This window comes from Sphingobacterium spiritivorum ATCC 33861 (assembly GCF_000143765.1).
Lineage (GTDB): Bacteria > Bacteroidota > Bacteroidia > Sphingobacteriales > Sphingobacteriaceae > Sphingobacterium > Sphingobacterium spiritivorum.
Genome location: NZ_GL379770.1, coordinates 127,307 through 152,394, shown reverse-complemented (window position 1 = coordinate 152,394; position 25,088 = coordinate 127,307). Strand labels below are relative to the sequence as shown.

Annotated in this window: 21 protein-coding genes; 9 read left to right on the top strand and 12 right to left on the bottom strand. The window is 39.3% G+C overall.

Features of this window, described 5'->3' with window-relative positions; genetic code table 11:
* Positions 1 to 6: 6 nt before the first annotated feature.
* The gene (locus tag HMPREF0766_RS00690; protein WP_002992857.1) at positions 7 to 753 is read right to left on the bottom strand and encodes a hypothetical protein; all 747 of its coding nucleotides are present in this window, start codon (positions 751 to 753) and stop codon (positions 7 to 9) included.
* Between the two features lie 86 nt (positions 754 to 839).
* Complete coding sequence (locus tag HMPREF0766_RS00685) at positions 840 to 2,024, bottom strand: MFS transporter (protein ID WP_002992855.1); 1,185 nt, start codon at positions 2,022 to 2,024, stop codon at positions 840 to 842.
* Between the two features lie 506 nt (positions 2,025 to 2,530).
* Here HMPREF0766_RS00685 and HMPREF0766_RS00680 point away from each other — a divergent pair.
* Positions 2,531 to 3,625, top strand: a complete 1,095-nt coding sequence (locus HMPREF0766_RS00680; RefSeq protein WP_002992854.1) for a DUF695 domain-containing protein — start codon at positions 2,531 to 2,533, stop codon at positions 3,623 to 3,625.
* A 165-nt stretch (positions 3,626 to 3,790) separates the two neighbouring features.
* Positions 3,791 to 4,153 (top strand): SH3 domain-containing protein, encoded by a 363-nt coding sequence (locus tag HMPREF0766_RS00675; protein WP_002992852.1) that lies wholly within the window; start codon positions 3,791 to 3,793, stop codon positions 4,151 to 4,153.
* A gap of 94 nt (positions 4,154 to 4,247) precedes the next feature.
* Here the strand turns inward: HMPREF0766_RS00675 and HMPREF0766_RS00670 are convergent, their stop codons facing one another.
* The 3 genes from HMPREF0766_RS00670 to HMPREF0766_RS00660 form a co-directional block, all read right to left on the bottom strand.
* Entirely contained in the window at positions 4,248 to 4,670 is a 423-nt protein-coding gene (locus HMPREF0766_RS00670) for a VOC family protein (RefSeq protein ID WP_002992850.1), read from the bottom strand.
* Positions 4,671 to 4,701: 31 nt separating this feature from the next.
* Positions 4,702 to 5,445: a DUF6597 domain-containing transcriptional factor gene (locus HMPREF0766_RS00665; RefSeq protein ID WP_002992848.1), complete on the bottom strand. Its 744-nt coding sequence runs from the start codon at positions 5,443 to 5,445 to the stop codon at positions 4,702 to 4,704.
* Positions 5,446 to 5,559: 114 nt separating this feature from the next.
* On the bottom strand, positions 5,560 to 6,654 hold the full coding sequence (locus HMPREF0766_RS00660) for a hypothetical protein (RefSeq protein WP_002992846.1): 1,095 nt from the start codon (positions 6,652 to 6,654) through the stop codon (positions 5,560 to 5,562).
* Between the two features lie 270 nt (positions 6,655 to 6,924).
* Here HMPREF0766_RS00660 and HMPREF0766_RS00655 point away from each other — a divergent pair, with 270 nt between their 5' ends.
* From HMPREF0766_RS00655 to HMPREF0766_RS00640, 4 genes are all read left to right on the top strand, one after another.
* On the top strand, positions 6,925 to 7,497 hold the full coding sequence (locus HMPREF0766_RS00655) for a Crp/Fnr family transcriptional regulator (RefSeq protein ID WP_002992845.1): 573 nt from the start codon (positions 6,925 to 6,927) through the stop codon (positions 7,495 to 7,497).
* Positions 7,498 to 7,576: 79 nt separating this feature from the next.
* Positions 7,577 to 8,212 (top strand): hypothetical protein, encoded by a 636-nt coding sequence (locus HMPREF0766_RS00650; protein WP_002992843.1) that lies wholly within the window; start codon positions 7,577 to 7,579, stop codon positions 8,210 to 8,212.
* A gap of 149 nt (positions 8,213 to 8,361) precedes the next feature.
* A complete protein-coding gene (locus HMPREF0766_RS00645) occupies positions 8,362 to 8,775 on the top strand; it encodes a DUF5367 domain-containing protein (RefSeq protein WP_037459446.1) in 414 nt (137 codons plus the stop codon).
* A gap of 605 nt (positions 8,776 to 9,380) precedes the next feature.
* A complete protein-coding gene (locus HMPREF0766_RS00640) occupies positions 9,381 to 9,809 on the top strand; it encodes an SRPBCC domain-containing protein (protein WP_037459444.1) in 429 nt (142 codons plus the stop codon).
* A 102-nt stretch (positions 9,810 to 9,911) separates the two neighbouring features.
* Here HMPREF0766_RS00640 and HMPREF0766_RS00635 read toward each other — a convergent pair whose 3' ends face one another.
* The 4 genes from HMPREF0766_RS00635 to HMPREF0766_RS00620 form a co-directional block, all read right to left on the bottom strand.
* Positions 9,912 to 11,330: an MFS transporter gene (locus HMPREF0766_RS00635; RefSeq protein ID WP_002992839.1), complete on the bottom strand. Its 1,419-nt coding sequence runs from the start codon at positions 11,328 to 11,330 to the stop codon at positions 9,912 to 9,914.
* Between the two features lie 603 nt (positions 11,331 to 11,933).
* Positions 11,934 to 13,280, bottom strand: a complete 1,347-nt coding sequence (locus HMPREF0766_RS00630) for a TolC family protein (protein ID WP_037459810.1) — start codon at positions 13,278 to 13,280, stop codon at positions 11,934 to 11,936.
* A gap of 124 nt (positions 13,281 to 13,404) precedes the next feature.
* Positions 13,405 to 16,503, bottom strand: coding sequence for an efflux RND transporter permease subunit (locus tag HMPREF0766_RS00625; RefSeq protein ID WP_002992836.1), 3,099 nt, complete (start codon positions 16,501 to 16,503; stop codon positions 13,405 to 13,407).
* A gap of 21 nt (positions 16,504 to 16,524) precedes the next feature.
* Positions 16,525 to 17,586, bottom strand: coding sequence for an efflux RND transporter periplasmic adaptor subunit (locus HMPREF0766_RS00620; RefSeq protein WP_002992835.1), 1,062 nt, complete (start codon positions 17,584 to 17,586; stop codon positions 16,525 to 16,527).
* A gap of 287 nt (positions 17,587 to 17,873) precedes the next feature.
* Between HMPREF0766_RS00620 and HMPREF0766_RS00615 the strand changes: the two genes are divergently transcribed.
* From HMPREF0766_RS00615 to HMPREF0766_RS00605, 3 genes are all read left to right on the top strand, one after another.
* A complete protein-coding gene (locus HMPREF0766_RS00615) occupies positions 17,874 to 19,727 on the top strand; it encodes a DNA topoisomerase IV subunit B (RefSeq protein ID WP_002992834.1) in 1,854 nt (617 codons plus the stop codon).
* 26 nt (positions 19,728 to 19,753) lie between these two features.
* Positions 19,754 to 20,596, top strand: coding sequence for a formyltetrahydrofolate deformylase (purU, locus tag HMPREF0766_RS00610; RefSeq protein WP_002992832.1), 843 nt, complete (start codon positions 19,754 to 19,756; stop codon positions 20,594 to 20,596).
* A gap of 101 nt (positions 20,597 to 20,697) precedes the next feature.
* Positions 20,698 to 22,482, top strand: coding sequence for a hypothetical protein (locus tag HMPREF0766_RS00605; RefSeq protein ID WP_002992830.1), 1,785 nt, complete (start codon positions 20,698 to 20,700; stop codon positions 22,480 to 22,482).
* A gap of 78 nt (positions 22,483 to 22,560) precedes the next feature.
* Here the strand turns inward: HMPREF0766_RS00605 and HMPREF0766_RS00600 are convergent, their stop codons facing one another.
* The 3 genes from HMPREF0766_RS00600 to HMPREF0766_RS00590 are packed head-to-tail and all read right to left on the bottom strand — an operon-like array spanning position 22,561 to position 25,026.
* Entirely contained in the window at positions 22,561 to 23,469 is a 909-nt protein-coding gene (locus HMPREF0766_RS00600; protein WP_002992829.1) for a class I SAM-dependent methyltransferase, read from the bottom strand.
* 52 nt (positions 23,470 to 23,521) lie between these two features.
* The gene (locus tag HMPREF0766_RS00595; protein WP_002992827.1) at positions 23,522 to 24,286 is read right to left on the bottom strand and encodes an ABC transporter ATP-binding protein; all 765 of its coding nucleotides are present in this window, start codon (positions 24,284 to 24,286) and stop codon (positions 23,522 to 23,524) included.
* Between the two features lie 5 nt (positions 24,287 to 24,291).
* A complete protein-coding gene (locus HMPREF0766_RS00590) occupies positions 24,292 to 25,026 on the bottom strand; it encodes an MlaE family ABC transporter permease (protein ID WP_002992825.1) in 735 nt (244 codons plus the stop codon).
* Positions 25,027 to 25,088 lie beyond the last annotated feature (62 nt).

The following is a 25,088-nucleotide window of genomic DNA, read 5'->3' as shown; positions in this document are numbered from 1 at the left end:
ATTCATCTAATGATGGGCTCCATGACTATTGTGGTCTCCGCCTTGCATCTCACCCTCAGAGGTCAGAACAGTAAAATCAGCTGTATGTACCTTCCCGTCTATTTTGAACTGTACCCACATTCTGTATAATCCGGATTTTTTGATATAGGTATGTGCATATATAGGAAAGCGATGATCTGCCATCGGATGAATGTGAAGAAAATCCTTATCAGCCTGGCTGATCATTACAATATGAGCATTTGCTCCCAGATACGATTCCATGTCCTTTTCATTCAGGTTTTTACCATCCTTTTCTATCGAAAATTGCAGGCTCTGTCCTGTATTTGTCTTTAGATCATTGCCATTAAGTAAAGTAACGGTATAACCATCAACAACTGAAACCAATTTTATATCCTGTTCTGGTATCTGACGAAGGCGTCGCCCCTGTACTCCAACAAGTTTCATACTTACATTTGCCGGAAGACCTACCGGCTTATAGTCAATAAAGAATAAATACTTTCCTGCTGATGGAAAAGTTTCCGAGACATAATAAGTCCCGTCTGCTTGCTTTTCGGGGTGAATATGATCAAACCATGTCAATTCTTCATTGACAACCAGAAGATGCATTTTCATAGTATGGACGACTTCCAAAGGAACATTCTTACCATCCTCTGTAACTGAAATAACAAAATAAGCTGGTTTATTTGCTTCTATTATCTGCGGCTCGAAAATCACTTTTACTTTCGGCGGGTCTGTATGCTCATGTGTATTCATATTTAATAATTTATATTTCTTAACATACAAAGCTCCATTATTAAGAATTTCTATTGTTACGATATTCCCGAATAGAGTTATAATATTTACGAATTATTACCACTCTTGATAACCCGTATGACCAGCACAGATGTAAGGATAAGTAATGGCAGTAATACCAGATTTAATCCTATCCACCCCCATAGATTAAACAAACTACCTGCAAAAAAACTTGAAATACTGATAATGGCAAAGACGGTAAAATCGTGGAAGGCCTGAGTTTTCTCTTTTTCTTCAGGTCTGTAAACTTTTGTAAGTGCTGAAGACCCTCCAATAAACAAGAAATTCCAACCTAGTCCAACAATAAATAATCCTATTATAAAATTGATAAAGTGGATCCCTGAAAGCGCAACAATTAAGTATGCAAACAGAATTAATACTCCTGTGAGAATGATGCGATGTACACCAAATCTCTGAATAAGAGCACCTGTAAAAAAAGAAGGCAAAAACATACCCAATACATGCCATTGGATAATCATTGCCGTATCACTGGAGGAATGTCCGAAATCATGCATGGCTATAGGTGTAGCAGTCATAGACATCCCCATTACAGCAAAAGCAGTAGAAGAAGAAAACAAGGCCAGAACAGTATTTTTGTCTTTAATGATTTCCTTTAGTGAGCGACCGGATGATGTGGATTTATTTGTTTTCAAAATAATATTCTTATCAAGCCTCAGAAAGGCCACCACTCCCAAAGCAGCAATACTCAGCAGAATAGTTGAAAGATAAGAATACGCATAGGGTACAGCGCCTAAATCTTGTGTAAATCTCGCGAGATTAGGTCCCGCAAAAGCTGCAACAATACCACCTCCTATGACCCAGGAGATAGCTTTACTCTTAGCATAATCCGGAACAGAATCTGCCGCTGCAAAACGATAGTATTGTGTAAAACCCTGATAGATACCCAACAACATATTTCCAATCGAAAATATCCAAAAGGACTGGTGGATAATACCATACCACGATACGACTCCGGATAAAGCACCAATGACTGTACCTATCATAAAAGCTTTCCTTTGGCCTGTTTTCTTCATAATCAAAGAAGCAGGTATCATCATGATTGCTGCGCCTATAGTAGTCATGGCCACAGGTAGTGTTGCCAGATTCTTATCAGGTGCCATTTGCATACCGATGATCCCTGACAATGTGATCACAAGTATGGAAACCGTCTGATACAGAGCCTGTGAAACAAACAGGATATATACATTACTCCACCTAACATTTGCATTCATAATTTTCGTCTGTTTTTAGAGCGCAAAAATGCAAAGTTATATTTATCAGAATGTTACGTTATTTCTTATTTATATTATAAAGTTTATTGGCTCCAACCAGGTTATTATAACTTTTAATGTCTGAGACAATAGTTATATGTCCATTCAAACGACTTAGAACAGAACCACATATTAGAAAAAAATAAGGTGCGCATCACTTTAAAAAGATCCCTTAAAAAATAATTTACAGTGTTATTTGTTCACAATCTGTTACTTACCGAGTTATGATTAACAGACAGGCTCCGACATGAGAAACCGCTTTATTTAAAAAAAGATGGCTTTGTCATTTAACCACCACTAAGCATAACACATACCACAAGCATCTAAAAGAATGAAACAATAAATCGTTGATTTAAATAAAAAAAAGACAACAGATTAACTGTATATTAAATATTTAAAGTATATTTATAATCATATTAGCCATAAGGCTAACCGAACAGTAAACACAGACCAATAAACAAACAAAAATGAGTTTTCTAAAAAACATTTTCGGCAACAAGAAAGAAACAGTTAAAACCTATGAGGACTTTTGGATATGGTTTCAAGCTAACGAACAAACGTTTCATAACATCATAAAAAACGGTAAAAATCCCGAAAAAGACTTTTTCGACAAATTATCTCAAAAGCTGAGCGAAATTAAAGATGGCTTTTACTTTTTAGTGGGGATGCTCAACGATAATACAGCAGAGTTAGTCTTTACTCCAGACGGAATTATTCAGAACATCGTATTTGTAGAAGAACTTGTGAATGCGGCGCCCATACTACCTCATTGGAAATTTACAGCACTAAAACCTTCCGTTGATATTGAAAACCTGGGGATAAAAATGGGTAATTACGAATTTAACAGCAACAATCTTTCGTTTTATGCCATTGACCATGCAGGTTATCCTGATGAGGTTGACATTGTAATCATTCACAGCAACTATAATGAAGAGGACAAATCAACAATTATCAATGGAACATTCATTTTCCTTGACAATTATCTCGGAGAACTAAATGCGGTCACCACAATAGACAATGCCATAGTAATTTCCAGAGAGCAAGCAGAGAAAGAACCAATTCCTATTACCAAACTGAAAGACTACCTGATTTGGAGAGAAAAAGAATTTGTTGAAAAATATAGCGGAATTCGTTACAATACCGAAAACGACAGTTATGCCAGTCTGGAAGCTGAACTTAATAACGGCCTACCTTTGATAGCGATTGTCAATTCGACATTACTGCAGTGGAACAGCAAGGCATCACATCCATGGATTTTAACAATTGAAATCAATTACAAGGACAGCAACAATAACGGCATGCCTGATAAAAACACATATGAACTGCTCAACGAATTAGAAGACCAAGTAATGCTTAAACTAAAAGACATTGACGGCTATCTGAATATCGGCAGGCAAACGGCAGACAATTCAAGAGAAATTTACTTTGCCTGTCACGACTTCAGAAAACCGTCCAAAGTATTACACGAACTGTCAAAAAAATATTCAAATAAGTTAGACATAAAATATAACATCTATAAAGACAAATACTGGCAATCCTTCGAACGATTTAGACCGCATTAGTAAAATTTTTTTTGCAAAAGCCTTCAACGCATACTGTAAAATGGCATTGGCATAAAAAAATGAACTTTCCATGAACTTTCATTTCCAGTATTAAAAAATCATATTTATCAGTAACAGCAATTCGCATAACTACAAAAACAATACTCAGAGACAGCCTTTTGAATTATGAAAACATGGAAAGCAATTACCTCACATACAACAGCATACAAAAACCCTATTCAATTATCTAAAGGAGAAATTGTAAAACTGGGTAATCTTGCCCCGGAAGAGAATTGGAAAGACTGGATCTGGGCTGAAAATGATAACCAGCTCGGAGGATGGGTTCCTGTTCAGATCATTGAAAATTTAGAAGATGGAAAACAAGCACTCATCTTAGAAAACTATAGTGCAAAAGAATTAGACATAACCAAAGACGAATTGGTGATAAAGATAAAGTCTCTGAATGGCTGGAGCTGGGTACGAAAAATAAGCAATAATGATGAAGGCTGGCTTCCGGATGAAGTCTTAGAAATTGATATAAACATTTAGTGCCTGCTTCTATACTCTCATTTGCAAAAAAACGGAAGAATCAATACTAACTTTTTATCAAACAAGGATTTTGTGATTTTTCAGAAATATATACCTACTCCGCTTTTTCAGCAAATCCAAGGATATAGCCATTCAGGTCTTTTACGTAAAATTCCTGCATACCATACCAGGCGGTTTTTAATTCCGTCATTTCAAGTTCTTTGCTCTTCAGGTTTTCATAAAATCCTTTTATACCCTCTATTTCCATATAAAAAGATACTGTTGCACCTACGGTTTGTCCTTTTGAAAAAACAACATCATCCTTAAATGTATCTGAACGCTGAAACATAAATTCTACATTATCTTTTTGAACCAGTGCATATACATATTCCTTGTTTTCTGCGAAAGCGGAATCTATTCCGTCTTGCGTTTCAGGAACCGCCATGATCAGGTTAAAACCAAGATTCTTGGTATAAAAATCGACTGTCTTTCTAATATCGATAACTTCAAAGTTTGGGGAGAGTTTGCTTATTTTCATTTTGTCTAGGGTTTAAAATTATATCCCAAACTTACGTCTCCACCTCCTTTGATAATTGTAAAAATCGGTCGTTTTTGTTTTGATTTAATTCTTTTGGGGTTACACCCGTATATCTCTTAATTTCTTTTATGAAATGTGCCTGATCAAAATAATCAGAATTGGGATTGAGGTTTCCATTTGAAATTTCGGGATAGGCTGTATTGCAGCGGACTATGTTTAAAAATTCTTTTAAAGGAATACCATACTTCGATTGGAAATACCTGTTTATCTGTCGGCTGCTCCATATAATTTCATCCGAAATTTCGGCGACTGTTTTTGTTTTTTGCTGATAAATAATCTCAAATAATTTCAGTTTCCTACTGTCAATCCGGTGCACATGTTTAAGCGAAGTTTCTAAATGACTGATAATGCCGAAAACAAAATTTTCAAATTCATCGTACTGATATTTATGGATGTTCCAGAACGAAAAAGGCAAATCTGCCGTTGTATCCAAAATAGATTTCAATTCTTTGCGGAAGAGATACTCTATTGCAGGAAGTTTGAATCTGATGGCAAAGAATGTTGTATTCTTATAAATCTGTATGTGTTTTGGTTTTGTCCAGATACCTGTGAGTTTTACTTTTGTCAATATTTGGTTTTCAAACTCTGCAATCAGGTCAAAGTAACCGTCCGGCAAAATAGTGTGAAAGACTTCCTTATCCTTGGTTTCATAATACCAAAAACACTTTACAAAGCCGCTTAAAAATCCATTTGGCTCAATTTCTCTGTATTTCATACAGTGTGGCTCTAAAAGATTGAAGACGTTATTTTCTACTATTAATGGTAGTATAAAAAGTGTATTGCAAAATATGCGTAGAAGGCATTGTAAAACGGAATTGTTATTGGTTCACTATTTAACCTTACGGTTTAAAATCAGTAAGGTTTTATTTTTAGTAGTTCTATCCGTCATTGGATAAAATACGACAGCATAACTATTATCATCCGTTTTATTTAAACCTGAAATGACTAAATTTTCATCATCCATTTGTAAAACTTCGTTTGTCAACATATTTTTATATCCTTTTTCACCCTTACTGTAAAATATTTCTAAAAGCCGGTCATTTCTGGTGGTGAACCATCCGTTGCCAAACTCGCCGTTAAATCTTGTCACAAAAGTGTTTTCTGATACTTTTACAGGTTGCCAGGTATTGAAGAACGGGTCTGTTATATCCATAAGCTCCACAGTTTCGCCCGCTCCGCTTTGATCAATCACCTCAACAATTATTTTCCCTTTTGTCTGGATTAGCAAATAGGAATTTCTGTCGAATGATAAGCTTAAAATCTCTCTGAAATACCTTTGTTTTGTTTCGATTCTTCGCTGCCTGATAACATTTCCTTTTTCATCAATCTGCCGGTGCAGCCATCTATCTTCATCTTTTGCCAACAAGTGGATTTCATTGTTTTCAATAAATATTTTGTTATTTCTTGGTAAAGGCACTTTAATGTTGTGCTTCTTTTTTATTGTATCGTCTTTAAATTCGACAGCAAGCATTTTATCCGGTTTTGTATCTGACCAGATATCTACATCATAAAAAATCGAAAACTGTGCCGATATACCTATAAAATCTCCCTTAAAAGGTCTGTTTCCTTTAGGAAACTCGGTATTTTCACGATTGAAAACAGGAATACTAATTTCCAATTCCTTATCCGGATCGTAAGGTACTAAGGAAACATAATTGTCCCCTTGAGGACTCAAAAACAGGGTTGGTAGTATTCCGTTGTCCTCTGCAAAACTTTCGGTGACTCCGTCTGTATCGATAATAGTATATATCAAATTATAGGTTCCGTTTTCATTATAAACATAATTTGTCATCAGTGTTTTTGCTCCAAACAAGATACTGTCTTTGGCCGAAACTTCTACATCTGCGACCAATCTGGTTATGACGCCGAAATCTGTTTCTTGAATAGTGGTTTTAAAGGCATTTATATTATCAATATTCTTCATATAAATATTTATATCTGTTTTACAGAATAGCTTAACTGGTATACGAAATAGCAAGTGCAAGCCGGTAACCCGATTGGTTTGGGGTGATACAATATACAAAAATTATTTCTTGTAATTGTACTGAAATGCACTTCTTCTTTCACAAAGAAAACACATCCTGTTGTTTGTAAAGCATTCTCCTTAGCATAAGCATTAGTTTACTACACAAGAGCCAGTTACATATTTTTTTGTTATATATTGCAGATAATATTTTTTAAAACGTGGCGTATAATGAATTTATTATATGAATATTTCTGCAGAGTGGAACCTGCTCTTACCACTGTCGATTTTGAACTTCTGACCAAAGATTTCCGTACAAAGCACTTCAAAAAAGGTGATCACATTGTACGCGAAGGCGATATACAACGCAACATCTACTTTGTTGAGAAAGGAATCCAGATGTATAACTTTGATACACCGGGTAAAACCAATATTCTCGGTTTTGCTTACCCTCCAAACCTGTGTGTGGTAATGGAGTCGTTTATTTTTCAGAAACCATCAGCGTATAACGTTACCTGCATCACAGACAGTACACTCAACTACCTGAACTATTCTGTTTTACAGGAAATCTTTGAAAAGTCCCGGCAAATAGATCGGTTATTCAGAAAACTATCCGAAAATTTGTCCATAGGTCTTATCAACAGACAGATAGAACTTCGTTCTACTACTATTGAAGAACGTTTTAAGATATTCTGCCAGAGAAGTCCGCATTTGCTGCAACAAGTACCCCAAAAATACATAGCCGCTTATCTGGCAATAGACCCGACCAATTTTAGCAAGCTGATGAATAGCGTGCGTTTCTGATGTTGGTGTAGACCAAGTTTTTTACCGAAAAAATAACTGTTCTTTGAGGTGTTCATTAAACGGTAAAAATTATAAGGTTATGACTTTTCAACACATTTTCTATATCCCAACAATTTTTTTGCTGGGTCTTATTTTTGGAATACTTCTGAGTAATAATACAAGTACTGCATCTGCAGAGGGTAAAATGAATGGAAAAAAGCTGGGGCTTGTCTTTCTGATTTTTATTATTGTATTTATCATTACACATTCATTCAATGTTCCCGCAGGCTCCAAACAGGTAAGTATGCTATTGGGAGGACAGGAAATATTTGACAAAAAACCCATATTCGGGAGCGATGCGGTATATCACTATGTACAATCACTTCCGGAGACAGGATTACGGGTATATAAACGTTTTACGTATACTATAGATATTATATTTCCATTATCTATGCTGGCATTTCTGCATACTTTTTGCAGATTCACTCTGGAAAGAGTAAAACTCCGGAAGTATTTATCAAAAATAGTAAGATTCCTTCCGTGGACATGGTTCGGGTTTGATATGCTTGAGAATGCAACTGTATTTTATCTCCTTTCCGAATTTCCAAAGCAATATCCGTTGGTAGCCGGATCACTTGCATGGATAACCGTAACAAAATTTGTATTACTCTTTCTTTCGCTTTTAGTGCCGGCTTTGTTGCTTTTATTTGCAAAAAAGCTGAAGTATCGGTATTAACCTTCTATCAAATTGCAGTTTTTTTGCCTAATTTGATAGTTATTTAGTCAGATCACCCAAATAATAGAAAAGGAAGAGAAAATTTGATCGCTAATCAAAGCTAATTGTCTTATTTTAGCATTTTACAGTAATCCTAAAAATTAAAAAATATGACACCTCAGCAAAGAAGCTCTTTCATGCCTGTACTCGGTATAGGATTTCTCATCTGGCTACTCGCAACTATTGCATTCAGAGTAGCAGGGCAATACTTTTTTATTACCGATTCTGCTGTTGTACTTAGCATTTTATACATTATAGTAGTACCCGTGTTGGGATTGGTGACTGTGTTTACATGCAGAAAACTCAGATTAACAGGACTTGAAAATGTAGTTGCAGGCGTACTTTTAGTATTGCCCGGAATGCTGATTGATACTTTTGTTATTCAATTTTTTGGTGACATATTTCCTAATATGCCGGCAAGCAATGCAGCCACATTTGGTTCCTGGCTCATGTGGGCATACACAATTGTTTTAATCACTTCAATAATTATAGGGTTGGGTCGGACTGCCAAACCTAATCGTTGATTACGATGCTTCGCAATCGGAATGCATGTTTTATGAATAAAACACCTAAATTTCATATGTGCTAATGCCTTTTTTCAATATTCTTAAAAAAATATTTTAAAAAAAATGTCCAAAACGGGAATGGTAAAATGTCTTTATTAAAATTCTAAAACAAATTGACCATGAAACTTTAAACAATTGAAATAAAAAAGCTTCTTGCATTAGCATTGTTTCATCTCAACATATAATAAAGCATGACAGAACTAGAACTTAGTAGCATCAAATCGTATTTTGGAGTCATAGATACTAAAGAATTATCGTCCATTGTCTCATTATTCCAACCAGAGCAGCCACCTGTCCATGACTGCCGAAGAACGTTACTATTTTTTCTTCGAGAACAATAAAGAACTATTTAATCAGGTACCCCTGCAGTACATAGCGTCTATGCTTGGAATGAGACCCGAGACATTTAGCCGGATCAGAAAAAAACAACTTTTTTAAATTCTTGATTTTTATCAAGCAGAGCCCGCTACACAAACCCGACTTTTGTGATGTACAGTTAATCAACATCCACAATGAAGCGTATATTTTTAGTATCGGCAATCCTCTTGATTAGTTTGCCCCTTATGGCAAAAGAAATTAAAACAGAAATAGTTATCCATGCAACACCTGAAAAAATATGGAAAATACTTACTGATTTTGAAAACTATGCGCAATGGAACTCTTTTATAACCTCTATTACAGGCGAAGTTGAAGAAGGAAATAAAATTGTGGTCCGCATCAAACCTCCCAACGGAAAAGGAATGACTTTTAAACCTACAATTTTGACCAAAACAGACAACAAAGAACTAAGCTGGCGGGGAAAACTCCTGTTTAAAGGGCTATTTGATGGCACACACATATTTGAATTGATAAACAACGGTGACGGAACAACAACGTTTATACAAAGCGAGAAATTCAGCGGAATTTTTGTATGTCTGTTTAACCCGCAAAAAACCAGAAATGGTTTCAACGAAATGAATAAAAAACTGAAGGAAATCGCCGAAAGTGAATAAAGTTTTTAATTGGACAAGGATTAAAAAACCCCGCTGATATAGCGGGGTCGGCAACTGATAATTAAACAGTAACTAAAAATCAGTTTATATAGAGGGCAAGTATTATTTCATAGTTCGTATAGAGACCGCAGCAATAACGGTTGCGACAATACAAATTATTCCGGCCGAGAAAAAGGCGGTCTGAAAACCAGAGTTAAGAGCAACGGCTTCTACTTCACCTGCCATTTTGAGTGCATTAGTCCTGGCTGCCGAAATTGCAACAATAATGGCGAGCCCCAGCGCTGATCCTACCTGATAGCTTGTATTGACCAATCCGGATGCCAGACCCGTTTCTTCTGGTTTTGCACCCGACATAGAAGCCACAGTTCCGGGGATGTATGTAAGCGACATGCCGACTGCTCCCAACAAAGAAGCTGGCAATACATTGGCTACAAATGTTCCGTCAGAAGGCACTAAGCTGAACAATATCAGCGATCCGGCAAGTGCTAGTAATCCTACAATCATATTGGATTTAAAACCAAACTTAGCGACCAGTTTTCCGGTAACACCCACCATCAGAAACATAATAGCCAGTGTCATCGGCAATAACGCAAGTCCGCTGTTAAAAGCTGAATAATGAAGTGTTTGTTGTAAATACAGATTAAGGAAAAACCATAATGGTATCCATGCCGCTGCCAGTAATGCCATTACGATATTACCTGCAGAAAGATTCGGCACCTTAAAAATAGACATAGGAACTAAGGGCTCACTTTTCTGTTTTTGAAGGATATAAAAGGCAATCAGCAATGCGATTGACAGTACCAGGAGGCCTATTGTGTGTACCGAGCCCCATCCTTCACTTTCGGATGAAACAATAGCATACACCATCAATATAAGAGAGGCTGTCGCCAGGATGGCGCCTGCCATATCCACTTTTCCCTTTCTTTTTTCGCCGGTAAATAAAAGGCTGGGGCTACGAAGCAATACTATGATACCTACAGGAATATTGATGAGGAATATCCAGTGCCAGGATAGCCATTCGGTAATGGCTCCTCCAAGAAAAACGCCGGCTGATCCTCCGGCTGCAGCAGACGCACCCCAAAAACCAAGTGCTTTGTTAAGTTCTTTTGGATCTGTAAATTTGGATAAAACTAAAGTGAGTGCTGCCGGAGCAATAAATGCAGATCCCAGGCCTTGCAAAGCTCTTCCTATATTGAGCGTAGCCTCAGACCATGCAACACCGGCAAGTAAAGAGGCTAACGTAAGGATCACAAAGCCCCACATAAATATCTTTCGGGCTCCAAACAAGTCTGACAACCGCCCTCCGAGTAATAAAAAACCTCCAAACAGGATAACATACGCATTAAAAATCCACTGTAATCCGGTTTGAGTATAGCCTAAATCTGCTTTTATAGCGGGCAACGCAACCCCAATAATTGAGGTATCCATGATGACTAAAAACTCGGCGGTGCATAATAAGAAAAGAGCCGCCCATCGTTTACTGTAGGGAGTTGATTGCTCAAGTGGAGAAGTATTTTTCATATTTGTTCTTTAGTAAGTATTTAGATTTGAATATTAATTTTTCCTTGCTTACATAACATATGCAGAAAACAAGTAATTTGATTGTCTCGACAAATATATAGACAGCTGTATGTAAACACTTTACATAATTAAAGCTATCTGGTGTAAAATTTATTTAGCGCTTAACATGTTGGGATTATATTAAAATAGAGTCAGAAAACCTGATCACCTTTCTCATCAGATTATCAGTTCCTGCGTAGTAACTTTTGCTCCCATGAATATCCTTTCATCCTCGACATCATTAATAACAAAAGCCTTACCTGATATTCTGGTAAGGCTTGTATCAGACATATCGTAATCCTTATGCGATAGACTACCGTGTCCAATTAATTAATGACAGGTTTGGAGCAGCTCATCAGAGTCAGATATTCCTCTGTAGGCAATTATCATGTTTATACCTGTACGGCAACATCTTTCTTCTATACCAAACAACAACTAATGGATTTTAATAATCCTTATGATACAGAATAACATATTCACCTCAGGTGGGGTTCGGCTTATAAGCATGCTCCATAGACCTTGTCATAATACTATTTATTTATTTTTGTCAAACAGGATATTTTATTACAATTCCAGCAATCCCAAAGCATGTTGAAGCTCTGTATGTAGTATACGCAGATTGTATACAGCCTGCAGATAATTTATTTTAGCTTGTGTAAGTGCCAGTTCAGCATCCGTCAACTCCAGTCTGGAACCCAATCCATTTTTGAATCGGTCTTCGGTCATCTGGTGATTTAGTTCTGCAGATTGTACAGTGGTTTCCTGTATTTTCAATTGAGAGGCAGCTTCTTTCCATTTGCTGATAATGCCAGCCAGCGTTGTTCTTATTTCATCTTTGAGATCATTCATCCTTACCTGTTCCTGTTGTGCAATGATCCGTGCCTGACTAATTCTGGATTTACTCTGCCCTCCGTTAAATATGGGTACACTCACCTGCAATCCGAGGAAAGACGTTCTTGGCCATACATAGTTATTAAACTTCAGATTATCTGCCTGAGCTTGTACCTGATATTGGCCGATTACAGCAATCTTCGGTAGCAATTCTGCTCTGGTAGCATAAATCTTTTGTTCCCGCATAGCAATGACCAGTTCCTGGACATTCAGATCTTTTCGGTTGGATTCGGCAATTTCCAATGCTTCACTAACATTAAGAAAATCGGCCTGATCTACCTTAACATCAGACTCTAACTCGTCGGTGAGCTCCAGTTCCTGAGCATCTTCCAGTCCTATAAGTCTTTTGAGTTCCATACCAGATACTTCAATATTATTGTTAAGATAAGAAACGGAAGATCTTAGATTTTCTACAGCAATAAAACTGCGCAGCGTATCTGACTTCAGCCCTCTGCCTTGTGCCAGCAAGGCGCGTGAATCTTTCAGGGCACGGACATTACGTTCGTGACTCTGCAGCAAGAGGTTGAGCTGTCGTTTCATCATCAGTATACTCAGGTAGCGGGTAGAAACTCCGAGTGCCACACGACTCTTCAGGTCTTCCGTCTTTCCTGTTTGGATTTTTTCATTGATTCTGGAAACCTTTGTAAGCCTGTGTGCACCTAAGTCCATGACCGGCTGGTAAAGGGATATAAATCCGTTAAAAGCATTTCTACCACCTACAGCAACTTCCTGCACTGCCTTATTCGTTCCGGCAAAGGATCCGGGGAGGAAGATATTCTGCCGGTCAAAGTAGTACGAATAGGCTACTCCTGCTGCCAGATCGGGTAATAATTTACCTTTGCTTTCCCTTGTCTGTTCTACAGCATTCTTTTCTTCCAGTATCTGCACCTGCAGGGTTTTGTTTCCCTGTCTTGCCATAATAAGTGCTTCCTGTAGTGAAAGCTCCCTTTTTTGGGCAAGTAATGGCCTGCTGCCCATAAGCAACAGAATCATTATGAGTATATATGATGCTTTTTTCATCGTAAAATATTTATAATCAAGATTAGCCGATTTTTTTGGTTCTGTTTTCACACCTATCACCCTCCGCAGTTGGATAGGTATCAACTGCGGGGAGATAGCCGGACTTATTATATTTATCTTGTCATTATTCATGGCTAGTTTCTATTTCACTATCTTCCATTTCTACGACTTCTTTTCTACGTTTGCTACTGGACAGATAAGAGTATACGGCCGGTATAATAAATAGCGTGAGTATACCTGAAAACACTAATCCTCCTGCGATAACTATTCCCAGCGACTGACGGCTGTTGGCAGTCAGTGCAATAGGCAGCGCACCGAATATCATGGCAAGCGAGGTCATCAGGATAGGACGAAACCGCTGTTCTGCGGCCTGTATCGCAGCCTCAAATTTAGACAGCCCGGTGTCTTTGAGGTGATTAGCAAACTCTACGATCAGGATACCATTTTTCGTAATGAGCCCTACCAGTGTGATAATACCTATCTGGCTGAATACGTTAAGGCTTTGACCGAACCAATGGAGGCTGAGGATAGCTCCTGTGACCGCCATCGGTACGGTAAGCATAATGGTCAGCGGGTCACGCAGACTCTCAAATTGTGCGGCCAGAATCATGTAGATAATCACCAGAGCGAGTATTAGTGTGAAAGCTATGTTACCCTGGCTTTCTCTATAGTCACGAGACTGGCCGGCTAATGACGTTTTGAAGTTATCACCCAGTACTTCCGTTTTTATTCGTTCTATTTCTTGTATACCTTCTGCAAGACTCACACCAGGAGCCGGAGCTGCTGATACGGTAGCAGAGGTGAACTGATCATAACGGTATATAGCTGCAGGACTTACAGCCTCTTCCGTAGTAATGAGATTGTTGAGAGGGATCAATTGTCCGTTGTTAGAGCGTACATATATGGAATTAAGATCAGTAATATCATTTCGCAGTTCACGTTTCATTTGTCCGATGACTTCATATTGCCTGTCATTACGCAGGAAATAGGCGTAGCGTAATCCGGAGAGTGACAGCTGCAATGTACGGGCAACTTCTTCTATGGAAACCCCCATAAGGGCGGCTTTTTGCCTGTCAATGTTGATTTTTATTTCTGGTTTGTTGATTTTTAGATCTGCATCAGCAAACATCAGTTTTTTACTTTGGCGTACCGCATTCAGAAATTTCGGAAGTGCTGCAGTGAGAGTATCCAGATCCTGAGCCTGTAATACAAATTGTACGGGCATACCTCCTCCATAACGCGAACCAATGGTAGGTGGCAGGTAAGGGAATAAGAGAAATCCTCTGAAATTGGCTGAAGCCGCTCCATATTGATTATATAAATCCTGTATGCTGGCTTTTCTTTCTTTAGGATCTTTCAGATAGATACTTTGTACAGCAACATTAACGGGCGCAGGTGCCGGAATGAAGGATATCGCAACCATTGAATAAGTCTGATAAAGTCCGTCTGTAGAGTCATTCACATATTTACCGACTTCGATCATATGTTTTTTCATATAATCGAAAGAAACTCCTTCAGGCGCTATGGCAATAAGGCTCATATTGGATCTGTCTTCTATCGGAGCAAGCTCAGAAGGTAATTTTTTACCTACAAAATAAATAAGCCCTGTAGTGACAATCAGGAATATCCATGCCAGCCATCTGGCACGCATAAAGGCTTTGAGCAAATGAGCATATCCATTATTCATGCGAACAAAGAAAGGTTCGGTAACCCGGTAAAACCATCCCGGACCTTCTTTCTTTTTAAGAAAATAGGCGCTAAGCATAGGAGTCAGCGTAAGAGCAACGAATGCCGACACTAATACTGAACCGGAAACAACTATAGCAAATTCTTTGAATAACTGACCGCTGATACCACCCATAAATACAATGGGTAAGAATACAGCCGCCAATGTTATAGTCGTAGAGATAACGGCAAAATATATTTCTTTGGAACCCTTAAAGGCTGCCTGTATCGGCGGCATGCCCTCTTCTATTTTTTTATAAATATTTTCAAGTACTACGATTGCATCATCCACCACCAGTCCTATGGCGAGTACCAGTCCAAGCAAGGTCAAGACATTGATGGAAAAGCCTGAAACATACATAATGAAAAAGGCCGACAGGATAGATACCGGGATAGCGATAACGGGGATAATAGTAGAACGCCAGTCTCTCAGAAACAGAAAGATAATAATGACTACCAGACCAAAGGCGATGAAGAGTGTCTCTTCTACCTCTTTGATGGATTCGCGTACGGATTGTGTAAAGTCGAACCCCACAATAAGGCGGTACTCTGATGGAATATCTTTGCGTAATTGCTCAAGACGTTTGTAAAATTCATCCACTACCTGAATAGCATTGGCTCCTCGCTGTATCTGTATAGCGACACCGATACCGACACGATTGAGGTTTCCTGTTTCATTGATGATCGCTGTACGTTCATTCATTTCTCCCAGCTCTGCCGAACCGACATCTTTGAGCCGGATAACTGCGTTTTCAGTCTGTTTGACAATCATTTCAGCGAAATCATTTTCTGTAGTCAGCCTGCCCAGCGTCCGTATACTCAGCTCACTGTTATTTCCTTCTACCCGACCGGACGGAACATCTATATTCTCCCGTAACAATGCCTGACGGATATCTTCCGGAGTAAGTTTATACGCCGCCAGTTTTATCGGGTCAAAGCGCAAACGCATAGCGTATTTATGCTCTCCTACGATCGCGACATTATTGATACCGGGAATGGATTGCACACGATCTTTGATAACAGTAGAAGCGATATGGCTTACTTCTTTAATATCTTTGGTATCACTTTCAACTTCGAGAAAGGCTACAAGATTGTCGGGAGAGGAAGCTTTTTGTACGATGGGCGGATCTACATCCGCCGGAAGCTGTTTACGTGCTTTTGAGACTTTATCTCTCACATCATTCAGGGCATCTTCGATATCCATCTCCCGATTAAATTCTATCGAAATAACGCTTACCTGTTCTCTAGATTCGGAGGATATGGTACGTATCCCGTTTGCCTCGGCTATGGATTCTTCCATAGGCCGCGTAATCTTAGACGCGATTACATCAGGACTTGCTCCCGGATAAAAAGTGACAACGGAAATAACGGGCGGTTCTGTTAGCGGGAATTCCCGAATCCCCAGTTGTTTCCATCCAACAACGCCCAAAATGACAATCAGGAGGGAAAATACACCGGCTAAAACCGGCTTTTTTATGCTTAAAGATGATATACTCATAATGTTGCAAATTGAGATGGATTATTTTTTTACAACAGCCTGCACAGGAGTGCCATCGCCGATACGCATCATATTAGAAACTACAATGCTGTCGCCGGAATTGATTCCGGAAGTGATAATGGCTTCTGTTTCCGTTCTGTTGCTTATAGTTACAGGTACAGGCTTGGCTATACCGTCTTTGATGACAAATGCATTATAACCTTTCCCACCAGGCATAAGTGCTTCGGTAGGTATCATGACACCTGTAGTTCCTTTTTGTTCAGTACTGAAATATACTTTGACGGACTGTCCGGCACGAAATTTTCCACTGCTGTTGTTAGTTACAGCTTGTACTTCCAGACTTCGACCCTGTGCATCAAGGCCCGGTTCGGTAGCGGTAATGCTGGCACTGTATTGCTCTTCTGAAGGCCCGATACTGAATTTAATCGGGGTACCGTTTTTTATTAAAGGGAGGTACCTTTCCGGTAACGTAAAATTAATTTTGATACTGCTTTGATCCTGAAGGTTTACCAAAGCTGTTCCGGGTGATACATAAGCTCCCAGATATGCTTTGGTAATCCCTACCTTACCTGAAAATGGTGCACGAATAACAGTCTTAGCAAGCTCTGTCTGCAAATAATCCTGCTGTGCCTCAAGGGAGTTGACGCGTGTAACTGCTTCATCGTATTCCTGCTGTTGTACCGTTTCTGTTTTCAGGAGATTGGTCATCCGGTCTTTGTTCAGCAGGGCGAGTTTCAACTCAGCCTGTACCTGTCTGAGGCGGGATCTGATATCAGCATCATTGAGCGTGTACAATACATCTCCCTGACTAACATGGCTGCCATCTGTGAAAGCCACTTTAGTTATTTTTTGTGCGGTTTCACTTACAACTGAGATTTCGCGAAGAGGTAACAGCGTACCGACAAAGATTTCCTGCTGATCGAGTTCCTGCTCCTGTGCCACAATTACGTCTACAGGTAATTTGCCTGCAGCTGCCGGAGCAGCCGCTTCTTCTTTTTTAGGTTTGCTTTCACATGCTGTGAACAGGATGCTTAACAAAGGAATCAGTATTCCTAATTTGTGTGTACGGTATTTGTAAAACATTATCTTGTTTTTAAGTTATGAAACAAACAATTGATTCTATCACAAATGTATATCTCGTTACATTCTATTTTTTTACACAATTACAGCTATGTGTTCTAAAATTTATTTTAGGAGAAAATAACGCTTACAGGATAATTGGCAGGTAGAATGAGGGTAAAAGCTGTTTTTTAGTTTACGGATTCCCATAAAAAAAGCCTGATTTGATAGGGTTAGGTTTATTTATAGCCATACTGCCCTATATTCGATTTATTTTTTTATATTTTTGCTTTCAACATTTTCAAGACCTTATGACTACATATAACGAAGACAGCATACGATCCCTGGACTGGAAGGAACACATCCGTCTACGTCCCGGAATGTATATTGGTAAATTGGGAGATGGATCAGCGTATGATGATGGTATCTATGTACTACTCAAAGAGGTAGTGGATAATTCCATCGATGAATTTGTAATGGGAGCTGGTAAGATCATTGACATATCGGTCAATGAAAACAAGGTATCTGTGAGAGATTATGGTCGTGGTATTCCTATCGGATCAGTAGTAGACGTTGTATCAAAGATCAATACCGGAGGTAAATACGACAGTAAAGCTTTTCAGAAATCCGTAGGACTTAACGGGGTTGGTACTAAAGCAGTAAATGCACTATCAACACAATTTACAGTACAATCTTACCGCCAGGGTGAAACCCGGATAGCTCAATTCAGCAAAGGCGAGCTGGTCACTGATGAAAAGAAAGAGACTACTCAACGAAACGGTACGGCGGTCTCCTTCTATCCGGATGACAGTATTTTCAGAAACTACAAATACCGTATGGAATTTGTAGAAAATATGATCTGGAATTATGTATTCCTGAACTCAGGACTGACGATTAACTTTAATGGTCAGAAATTTATCTCTGAAAATGGACTTAAGGATCTTTTGGAGCGCAATATAGATACTGAATCTATGCGTTATCCTATTATACATCTAAAGGGAGAGGATATAGAAATAGCGCTGACCCATGGTCAGCAATATGGTGAGGAATATTATTCCTTTGTCAATGGTCAGCATACCACGCAGGGAGGTACCCATCAGGCGGCATTCAGAGAAGCCTTGGTAAAAACCATCCGTGAATTTTACAAAAAAGATTTCGATGCTGCTGATGTTCGTTCCTCCATTATCGGAGCGATTGCGATAAAAGTTCAGGAGCCTGTTTTCGAGTCTCAGACAAAGACAAAATTAGGATCTCAAAGCATAGGTCCTGATGGTCCCACAGTACGTACATTTATCAATGACTTCCTCAAAAAAGCGTTGGATGATTACTTACATCGCAATTCGGATACCGCAGATGCTTTATTAAAAAGAATCCTGCAATCCGAACGGGAGCGTAAAGATATTGCCGGAATCAAGAAACTGGCAAATGAACGTGCAAAGAAAGCTTCCTTACACAACCGCAAACTCAGAGACTGTAAAGTACATTTTTCGGACAAAAACGAACGTAACCAGGAGACTACCCTTTTTATCACAGAGGGAGATTCGGCCAGTGGATCGATAACCAAATCACGTGATGTACAGACACAGGCTGTGTTCAGTCTGAAAGGTAAACCTTTAAATTCTTACGGCATGTCTAAAAAGATTGTCTATGAAAATGAAGAATTTAACCTCTTACAGCACGCACTCAATATCGAAGATGGTCTGGACGGCCTTCGTTACAACAACATTGTAATCGCAACTGATGCCGATGTCGATGGTATGCATATCCGCCTGCTATTGCTGACCTTCTTTTTGCAATTCTTCCCTGATCTTGTCAAAGCCGGGCATGTAGCTATTTTACAGACTCCTCTCTTCCGTGTACGGAATAAAAAAGAAACGATATATTGTTATTCGGATGAAGAACGCCAACGGGCTATTGCAAAATTAGGTGCAAAACCTGAAATCACACGTTTCAAAGGTTTGGGTGAAATTTCACCATCCGAATTTGGTTTATTTATAGGTAAGGATATCCGTCTGGATCCTGTTATTCTGACCAAAGACAATAAAATTCAGCAATTGCTGGAATATTACATGGGAAAAAATACGCCGGACAGACAGAAACATATTGTCAACAATCTGCGTGTAGAAGTCGATCTGGAAGCAGAGCTGACGAAACAAGCGGTATAGTTGAGTACTAATGGAACCTAACCTTAATGACTAAACCCATATTGATTCTAATCCAATGTCAGGACGACGTTGGATTAGTTGCAAAAATAGCTAATGCACTGGCACAGTACCGGCTGAATATCGTCACCATGCGTGAATTTGTGGATGAGGAAGCCGGTAAGTTTTTTGTTCGCGTGGTATGTACGGGAAAACTCGAAAACACGGAAGAATTATTTTCAGCTTTACAACAAAGTCTTCCGGATAATGCCAGCATAAAAATCAATCCTTCAGAGCGAAAAAAAATAATTATACTGGTCACCAAAGAGCACCACTGCCTGGCTGACATTCTGATACGCCATCATTTCGAAACCTGGGACACGGATATTCAGGCCGTAATAGGAAACTACAGTGATCTGGAAGGATTCACCCGAAAATTTGACATCCCCTATCACTATGTTTCACATGAAAACCTTAGTAAAGAGGAGTTTGAAGACCGGTTGACAGCACAAATTGACCAATATGAGTTTGATTATATTATCCTGGCCAAGTTCATGCGAATCCTTTCTCCGACATTTGTGCAGCAGTACCAGGGCCGGATTATCAATATCCATCACTCTTTTCTTCCCGCTTTCATAGGAGCTAATCCCTATCGGCAGGCACATACCCGCGGAGTGAAGATCATAGGTGCAACAGCACATTATGTAACAGACGATCTGGATGAAGGACCTATTATCGTACAGGATACCCGAAGAGTCAACCACACCTATACTGTGCAGGATATGATGACTGCGGGTAAAGAAATCGAAAAAGCAGTACTTGCCAGAGCAATCCGTCTGTTACTGGAAGACAGGGTGATGCTGGACCGCAATAAAACAGTTGTTTTTGAATAGTGGTGAGCGAAATATGATCAACATCACTATTTACTAGGCTACCCAGTTACTTTTTACATGCATAATTATCACTTATTTCGTATCGAAATAAGAACTGAATAATGACGCACTCCTTTCACATTCCTGTACTGGGATTAGCCTTTTCTATAGATTCTCCTCTCAAAGTTGCCAGATACGGTATTTCATCTGTAATTTCTATTGTGGATGACGAACTTATAGAACGTATCCGGGCATACTACAGCAAACTGAATAATATAGACTTTCTTCCTATTACTAAAAAAGATCAGGATTTTAGAGCAAAACGTATTACAGCATACCTTAATCTGGTAAAGCAACTTGTAAAAGAACAAACAGCCGGCATGCGTGCCCAGCTCATGGAGGCAAACGCTGAAGTTGCACGTTACTTTAATCTTCTCCCTGATAACAATCCTATCAAGGCGCAATACGATCAGATGCTGAAAGAAACAGATAATACAAACAGAAATCATCTGTCCCGACAATTGCACTCCTGTATTCAACCCGGAGATATCGATGTCAATATCATGTCCAAAGTGGATAAAATTAATTTTGCTCCTAATGGTGAGGCTTTAGACGAAAAATATGCAGATGCACTGGCTGCATTACGTGGTTTTGCCAATTCAGATCTGAATTCTTCCGTTGTATTATCAGCCGGTATGAACCCGCGTCTGTATAGCTACCTGTCTGAACTGGCAGCCTTCCAGCCAAAGGAAAATCAGGAGTTTGAGAAAAAGATCACGCTCAAAGTAAGTGATTTTCGCTCTGCTATGATACAAGCCAGATTCTTAGCAAAAAAAGGATTGTGGGTATCGGAGTTCAGAGTAGAATCCGGATTAAACTGCGGGGGGCATGCTTTTGCAACAGACGGTTATCTCATTGGTCCGATACTGGCTGAATTTAAACACAAAAAGCAACAATTAAAAGAAGAGTTATTTGATACGTACCGCAAATACTGGGAAGCAAAGAATATCATTTGTAAACAAGCACCACATATCAGGTACACAGTACAGGGAGGCGTCGGCACTGCGGCCGAACATCAGTTTTTATTGAGTCATTACGATTTTGATGCGGTTGGCTGGGGATCGCCATTTCTATTGGTTCCTGATGCCACTACAGTAGATAATGATACACTACAGGCTCTGGTTGAATCCAAAGCAGATGATTTTTACATCAGCGAATCTTCACCTTTGGGTGTTCCGTTCAACAATTTCAGACAAAGCTCTGCAGAGAAACTTAGGATTCAGCGGATTGAAAAAGGTCGTCCGGGCAGTCCATGCAAAAAGAAATATCTGGTATCCAGTACAGCATACACAGCACAACCGATCTGTACCGCTTCCCGTGAATATCAACACATGAAATTAAAGGAGCTTGATCAGCAGCAATTGACAACCGAAGCATACGAACGGGCCTTCCGGGATATTACAGCAAAAACATGCCTGTGTGAAGGTCTGGCAACCCCGGCATATTTGAAGTATGATATCCTTAAGCCGAAAGAGTCTGCCGCAGTAGCTATCTGTCCCGGACCTAATACTTTTTGGTTCAAAGGTATATTTTCCTTAGATCAGATGGTCAATCATATTTATGGACGTGACAATCTGATTCCGTCTGCCGAACGCCCTATTCTGTTTATCAATGAGCTTAGACTCTACATGGATCATATCCGGAAATATATAGATGTGAATAAGCTGGAGGTGGACGATAAAAAGATTAAGTATCTGGATAAATTCAAGACTCAGTTAAAGGAGGGAATTAACTATTACAGGACTTTAATAAAAGATTTGACAGGATTTCAGGCTTCGGTATTGGCGGCATTTCCTCATCAGCTTGATGAGATCGAACAGGAGCTGGAAACCCTGTCCCTGAGTTAAAAATAGGCTTTGGCTTTCAAAAATCAGGTATGGTATGCAGCGATTTATTACACTATCGCTGCATACCATAATAAATATTTAGTCTTTAGCAATCTTTCTGAATTTACCAAACACGCCTAACGGTAATTTAGGTCCTGCTGTAGCTTGCAGATAGAGCTCTCCTATTTCCAGATTTTCCACTTTAGGAAAAGCAGTTCTGATCAGATTTTCAACAATAACGGAAGAGAAACCTAAAGAATAGGTATTCAGAATAAGGAAATGTTCTTTCGGATCCAATAGCTGCACCACATCCTTCATCATTTCCATGATATGGTCTTCCAGTTTCCACTTCTCCCCTTTCGGACCGTGTCCGTAAGCCGGAGGATCCAGAATAATACCATTATATGTATTTCCGCGTTTAAGTTCCCGCTTTACAAATTTAAGAGCATCCTCTACCACCCAGCGGATATTATCAAGACCTGAAATTTCCTGATTCTCATTAGCCCAGGTCACCACCTGCTTGATAGAATCTACGTGCGTAGTGTCAGCACCCGCAGCTTTTGCAATCAATGATGCACCACCAGTATATGCGAACAGATTGAGGACTTTAGGTTTGTCCGTTTTAAAAGAGCGTACAGATTCTGAGATATAATCCCAGTTAACAGCTTGTTCCGGAAAAATACCCACATGTTTGAAAGAGGTAAGTCCCAGTCTGAATTTAATTGCAGCATCTTTATTTCTATATTCGATATGCCAGCGATCCTGCGCTTTAGGATTTTTTTTCACCCAATCCCCCGAAGTTGCAGAACGACCTTTAAATCGAATATCATATCTTTTTGTCCACTCGGCATCAGAAAGTGTCTTAGGCCATACAGCCTGCGGTTCCGGACGTATCAGTACCAAATGACCAAAACGCTCCAGTTTTTCAAAATCACCACAATCGATGAGTTCATAATCCTTCCAATGCTGAGGAGTCAGTAATTGTATTTCAGTATTTTTCAAAATCAAAAATTTGCAGCAAAGATACAGTTAATCATTCAAAACTATAACACGAAGATCATTAACCATCATGTTTCATCGTTTTACGGGCTGCCTGCATCAGCGGACTTGCAAATACAAAATCATTCAACTCCTTGACGTCTGACTGAAGAATATCCTGATTGGTACCTTCCCAGAATTTTTCACCTTTATACAAATACAGAATATATTCGCCTATACCCATTACCGAATTCATATCATGCGTCACGACAACAGTTGTACATTTGTACTCCTGAGTCAGATCCTGAATCAATTCATCGATCAGAATAGAAGTTTCAGGATCAAGGCCGGAGTTGGGTTCATCGCAGAAAAGGTATTTAGGTCCCATACTGATTGCTCTGGCAATCCCAACCCTTTTTTTCATACCTCCTGAGAGCTCGGCCGGAAACAATTTATTAGTTCCCTTCAGATTGACCCTTTCCAGGCAGAAATTTGCACGGTCCATTTTTTCGCTTTTTGACATCTCTGTAAACATATCCAATGAAAACATCAGATTCTGTTCTACTGTCATGGAGTCAAAAAGTGCTGAATTCTGAAAAAGCATACCTATCTCCTTCCGGATAGGCACACGCTCTTCAAAGCTCATCTTGGTAAATTCCTGTTTATCAAAAAACACACGCCCCTGTTCCGGATTATGCAATCCAACTATACATTTGAGTAATGTACTTTTTCCGGAACCGGAACCACCAATGATCAAACTTACTTTCCCCGGTTCGAAAATAGCATCTATTCCTTTTAATACTTCTTTCTCACCAAATGCTTTATGAATATTCTGAATTTCAATCATCTTCCTTACAACATTAAAGCTGTGATCAAATAATCACTAGCCAGTATAGTAATACAGCCAATCACGACTGCCTGCGTACCCGCCTCACCCACTTCCAGAGCACCTCCGCTCACATAGAAACCTTTATAAGCAGGCACTGAGGTAATAATAAATCCAAAGACTACCGCCTTAACCATAGCAACGGATACTGTAAATCCATTAAAACTACCCTGAATACCCTGTATATAATCGGCTGTGCTAACTGCACCGGATAATGCTCCTCCTAAAAGTCCGCCCAATATCGCACAGAAAATTGCCACGATAACTAAAGCCGGGATCATCGTAATACCAGCCAGTATCTTAGGCAGAATCAAATAGCCGGGAGCATTGATCCCCATAATTTCTAATGCATCTATCTGCTCTGTCACCCGCATGGAACCAATCTGTGAAGAAATAGATGAACCTACTTTACCCATCAACACCAATGCAGAGATCGTAGGCCCCAATTCCAGAATATTGGAATCTCGGTTGATCTGTCCGATAATCGAATTCGGAATCAGATCGGACACCAGCTGAAAGGCGATCTGCATGGTCATTACTGCACCGATAAAGGTCGAGATTATCACGATCAGACCTAACGAACCAAGTCCGATATCGGTCATTGCAAACATGGTTTCTTTCCAATAGATCTTCCCCTTTTCGGGTTTTTTAAAAACTGATTTTAAAAGTAAAATGTATTTTCCGATATGATAAATCAACATATAATTCTTTTAGTACATTATTTGCTATAAAACGCCTTCTTCTGACGGATTCGTATACCCCA